We start from the raw sequence: 3509 nt of genomic DNA on the forward strand, positions 1-3509 counted from the left end.
CGGGCCGGCCTCACCCTCGTGCCGGAGGATCGCGGCATCTTCAGCCTGCTCAGCGTGGAGGAGAACCTGGCCATCGCCGTGCGGAAAGGTTCGCCCTGGGACATGCGGGCGATCTACGCCATGTTCCCGCGTCTCGAAGAGCGCCGCCGCAACGGGGGCGCCCAGCTCTCGGGCGGCGAGCAGCAGATGCTGTCGATCGCCCGCGCGCTCCTCTCGGGGCCGAAGCTCCTCATGCTCGACGAGCCCGTGGAAGGCCTCGCCCCCGTCATCGTCGAGGAGATCGTGGCGCAGATCCGGGCCATCCGCGACGCCGGGGTCCCGATCCTGCTTGTGGAGCAGAACCTCGCGGTCTGCACGAGCCTCGCCGACCGCCACTACATCCTCGAACTCGGCCGCGTCGCCTACGCGGCCGGCAATGCCGACTTCGTCGCCGACGCGGCGGCGCGCGACCGCTTCCTCGGCGTCAAGGCCGCGTGAGCAGCGAAGGAAACTCAGGACACCCATGTCGAACCTCACCATCAATGCCGAGCGCCTCTGGGACACCCTGACCGAGACCGCCGCCATCGGCGCCACCCCGGACGGGGGCATCGCCCGCCTGACGCTCAGCGACGAGGACCGCCGGGTGCGCGACTGGCTCGGGGCCCAGGTCGAGGCGCTCGGCTGCACCCTCACGGTGGATGCGGTGGGCAACATGTTCGCGCTTCGCCCCGGCCGAAATCCGGACCTGAAGCCGATCGCGCTGGGCAGCCACCTCGACACCCAGCCCACGGGGGGCAAGTTCGATGGCGTGCTCGGCGTGCTGGCGGGCCTCGAGGTGCTGCGCACCCTCGACGGGGCCGGCTTCGTCACCGAGGCGCCCCTCCTGCTGGTGAACTGGACCAACGAGGAGGGCGCGCGCTTCGCCCCCGCGATGCTCGGTTCCGGCGTCTATGCGGGCATCTATGCCGGCGATTGGGCCGAGGCCCGCCAGGACAGCGCGGGCACCAGCTTCGGTGCCGCCCTCGACGCCATCGGCTACCGGGGCGCGGCGCCCGCGGGCTCGGTGCCGTTCGGCGCGATGTTCGAACTGCACATCGAGCAGGGCCCGATCCTGGAGGCTGAAGGCGCCGCCATCGGCGTGGTCCAGGGCGTGCAGGGCATGCGCTGGTTCGAGGTCACCCTGGAAGGCCAGTCCGCCCATACGGGCTCGACCCCGATGCCGATGCGGCGCAACGCGCTCCTCGGCGCCGCGCGCCTGGTGGAGGCGGTGGACGCAGCGGCCTTCGCGCACGCCCCCGACGCGGTCGCCACGGTGGGCCACCTCACGGTGACGCCGAATTCCAACAACGTCATCCCGGGCCACGTCTTCCTCACGGTGGACCTGCGCCACCCGCAGGACGCGGTGCTCGACGCCCTGGAGGCGGCCCTGCGCGACGCCCTCGACCGCGTCACGGTCGGCCTCTCGCTCACGGGAAAACTCCAGGTCATCGCCCGGACCGCCCCCGTGGCCTTCGATCCCGACTGCATCGCCTCCGTCCGGCGCGCGGCCGAGAAGGGCGGCCACGCCACCCGCGACATGGTCTCGGGGGCCGGCCACGACGCCGCCCACGTCGCCGGCCTGGTACCCACCACCATGGTGTTCGTGCCGAGCGCAGGAGGCCTCAGTCACAACCCGGCCGAATCCACCGCCCCGTCCGAGTGCGCCGCCGGCGCGCAGGTCCTCCTCGACGCGGTGCTCGATTACGACGCCCGCCACACCCCCGCAGCCTGATTCCGATCCCCAGCAAGGCTTCCCCCAGCAAGGTTTGGCACCGCATGCGTATCGTCACCGCCCGGGTGAACCACGAGACCAACACCTTCTCGCCCTTGGCGACGCCGCTCGCGGCCTTCGATCCGCTCTGGGGCGAGGCGGCCCTGGCGGCCGGGCGCGGCAGCACCACGGCGCTCGGCGCCTTCATCCGCTTCGCGGAAGGCCGGGGCGCCAGCCTCGCGGTGCCGGTTTCCGCGCATGCCAACCCGAGCGGTCCGGTGGCGGATGCGGCCTTCGAGGCCCTGAGCGCGGCGATCCTCGACGCGATCCGGCCCGGCTGCGACGCCATCCTGCTCGACCTGCACGGGGCGATGGTGACGGAGAGCCACGACGACGGCGAGGGCGAACTCCTCGCCCGCATCCGCGCCCTAGCGCCCGGCGTGCCCCTCGGCGTCGCCCTCGACCTGCACGGCAACATCACCGCCCGCATGGTGGCGAACTGCGACGCGCTGGCCGGCTTCAAGACCTACCCGCACGTGGACATGGCCGAGACGGGCAGCCTCGTCGCCGGCATCGTCGGGCGCATGCTCGACGAAGGCCTGGTCCCGTGCCGGGCCTTCGTCCACCCGCCGATGCTCGCCCACACCCTGCGCATGGACACCCGCGTGCCCGGCCCGATGCGGGAGGCCGTCGCGGCCGCCCGGGCGGCGGAAGGCCGGTCCGGCGTGCTCGCCGCCACGATCTTCGGCGGCTTCTCTTTAGCCGACCTGTCGGAGGCCGGCGTCTCGGTGACCGTCACGGCCGAGACCCAGGCGGCTGCCGACCGGGCCGCGCAGGACCTCGCGGCGCGCCTGTGGGCCGCCCGACGGGACTTCGTCTACGACGAGGCGCCCCTGGCGGCGTCCATCGCGGCGGCCCGCGCCGCCCTGGCCGGCCCCGGAGCGGGCCCGGTGCTCCTCCTCGACCACGGCGACAACTGCATGTCGGGGGGCACCTGCGACGTGATGGACGTGCTCGCCGCCGCCCTGGACGCCGGGATGGACGGCATCCTCGCCGGCCCGATCTGCGACCCGCAGGCCGTCGCGGCCCTGCATGCGGCGGGTCTGGGCGCCCGGGTCGCGCTCGGCCTCGGCAACCGCGTGCCCCTGCCGGGATTTCCCGCGCAAGACCCCCTCCGGGTGTCCGGAACGGTGGCGGCGCTGGGCGATGGGCAATACGTCATCACCGGCCCGACCTATACGGGCCAAAGCTGCGGCATGGGCCGGGCGGCGGTGCTCGACACGGGCGCGGCCCGCATCCTCGTCAGCGAGCAGCCGCACGAGCCCTGGGACCTCGGCGTCTTCACGAGCCTCGGACTCGACCCGGCCGCGGCCCGGGTGCTGATCCTGAAGTCGCGGATGTATTGCCGGCCGGTCTTCGAGCCCATCGCCCGGGCGGTGGTGGAATGCGCGAGCCGGGGCGTCACGAGTTCCGATTACGGCCTGTTCCCGTTCGCGAAGCTGGCGCGCCCGGTCTTCCCCCTCGATGCGGGGGCCGCCTGGACGCCGGGCTGAGGATCGGGGCGGCGCGTTAAGCAAATTCGCCTTGGCAAGCCAACGCTTCATCCTGCTTAGCTCTTTGCCATGTCGCAGGTTTTAGCCGCACAATCGGCGGCCACTTTTGCGAAACCTGATTAGCGATCCGCCCCCGGATCGGCCGGAATCCGCCTCGGGTCCCGGTAGAGATCCTCCAGGGCCTCGCGCACGGCCCGGGTCCAGCGGCCGGTCCCGTCGTCGTCGGG

3 protein-coding genes are annotated in these 3509 nt (G+C 72.8%); all 3 read left to right on the forward strand.

What is annotated here, in order from left to right:
- The coding region (locus tag K2X24_RS05775) for an ATP-binding cassette domain-containing protein (protein ID WP_292495567.1) at positions 1–477 on the forward strand (477 nt) is incomplete at its 5' end.
- 25 nt (positions 478–502) lie between these two features.
- Entirely contained in the window at positions 503–1750 is a 1248-nt protein-coding gene (locus K2X24_RS05780) for a Zn-dependent hydrolase (protein ID WP_292495569.1), read from the forward strand.
- A 44-nt stretch (positions 1751–1794) separates the two neighbouring features.
- Positions 1795–3282, forward strand: a complete 1488-nt coding sequence (locus K2X24_RS05785) for a M81 family metallopeptidase (RefSeq protein ID WP_292495570.1) — start codon at positions 1795–1797, stop codon at positions 3280–3282.
- Positions 3283–3509 lie beyond the last annotated feature (227 nt).

The sequence above is a fragment of the Methylobacterium sp. genome, assembly GCF_019750675.1.
Lineage (GTDB): Bacteria > Pseudomonadota > Alphaproteobacteria > Rhizobiales > Beijerinckiaceae > Methylobacterium.